This window comes from Clostridium tarantellae, assembly GCF_009295725.1.
Lineage (GTDB): Bacteria > Bacillota > Clostridia > Clostridiales > Clostridiaceae > Sarcina > Sarcina tarantellae.
Window position 1 is genome coordinate 1 of record NZ_WHJC01000524.1, and the last position, 1,165, is coordinate 1,165.

At 22.5% G+C, this 1,165-nt stretch carries 1 protein-coding gene; it reads right to left on the reverse strand.

The window, feature by feature from the left end:
• Positions 1-232: 232 nt before the first annotated feature.
• Complete coding sequence (locus tag GBZ86_RS16085; protein ID WP_152892343.1) at positions 233-1,051, reverse strand: TIM barrel protein; 819 nt, start codon at positions 1,049-1,051, stop codon at positions 233-235.
• Positions 1,052-1,165 lie beyond the last annotated feature (114 nt).

Sequence of the window (1,165 nt, forward strand, 5' to 3'; positions counted from 1 at the left end):
CATTATTATTAATATTACTTTTAAATAATTTTAATAATATGAATAACTCAAATAATATGAATAATATGTATAATAATGGCTATGGTTATGGATATAGAAGATTTTAAATAATATTAAAAAATAATTTAGTATAAATTAAAATATTTATAATAAAAAGTTAGTGTTTCTCTATAGAGGAACACTAACTTTTTTTGTGTTAGATAAGATATTAAATAAATTGATAAAATATAATTTATAACGAATTATAGATTTCCTTTAATAATAAAGCATCTTTTTCTAGTAAAGGGCTTTCACATATAATACATCCTTTAATATTATAATCAATAAAGGCTTTTAAACAATCTTTATATAAGAAATCACTTTCTTTAAAGGGCATATGATTTCGTTCACCTTTTTCAGTATAATTTATTCCAGACATATGTATATGCAAATCATCTAAAGCTGATCTGCCTAAATGTTCACCTATATATTCTAATATTTTAGCAAAATCATTGTAATCTTTTAAAGCACCTATACCTCTAGCATGAAGATGAGAAAAATCTATACATAATTTGCAAAAATTTAAATCTTTGCATATATTAACAAGTTCTTTTAAGTCTCCAAATTGAGTTGCTTTACCTGTAGTTTCTAGTCTATAATCAACATCATCATAAGGAAGTTTAGATAAATTGTATTTAATTTTCTCTAAAGTTTCTTTCTTTGAGGATTTTAGATAAAATCCAGGATGAAATATTAAACTTCTACCACCTATAGATTTTAATGCTTTTGCTCCTGCTATAATTCTTTCAAGAGATTTTTCTATTTTTTCTTCTTCAACAGCATTTAAATTTATGAAATAAGATCCATGGGCAGAAAGATAAAATTTATTTTTATTTTTAGCTTCAATAATAGCATTTTTATTTTTGGATGTAACATTAACAGATCTTACAAAAGGAAGTTCCATTGCATCAAGACCTATAGTATGTAAATATTCAATTCCAGAAGCATAATTAAATTTTTTATTATCTTCTCCTAAAGGAAGCCCTGAGATTCCGAAAAGTAATTTATCCATATTTAAATAACCTCCTTTTTAAAAAAAGTATATCAAAAAGAAAATAAATATTCAATGATTTAATAATTGTTATTTGAAAATAACAATTTTTCATAATGAGAATAAAAATAAAAT

What these genes read in the sequence shown, in the direction of transcription:
- GBZ86_RS16085 (WP_152892343.1), bottom strand. Translation starts at nt 1,051, where the DNA reads ATGGATAAATTACTTTTCGGAATCTCAGGGCTTCCTTTAGGAGAAGAT.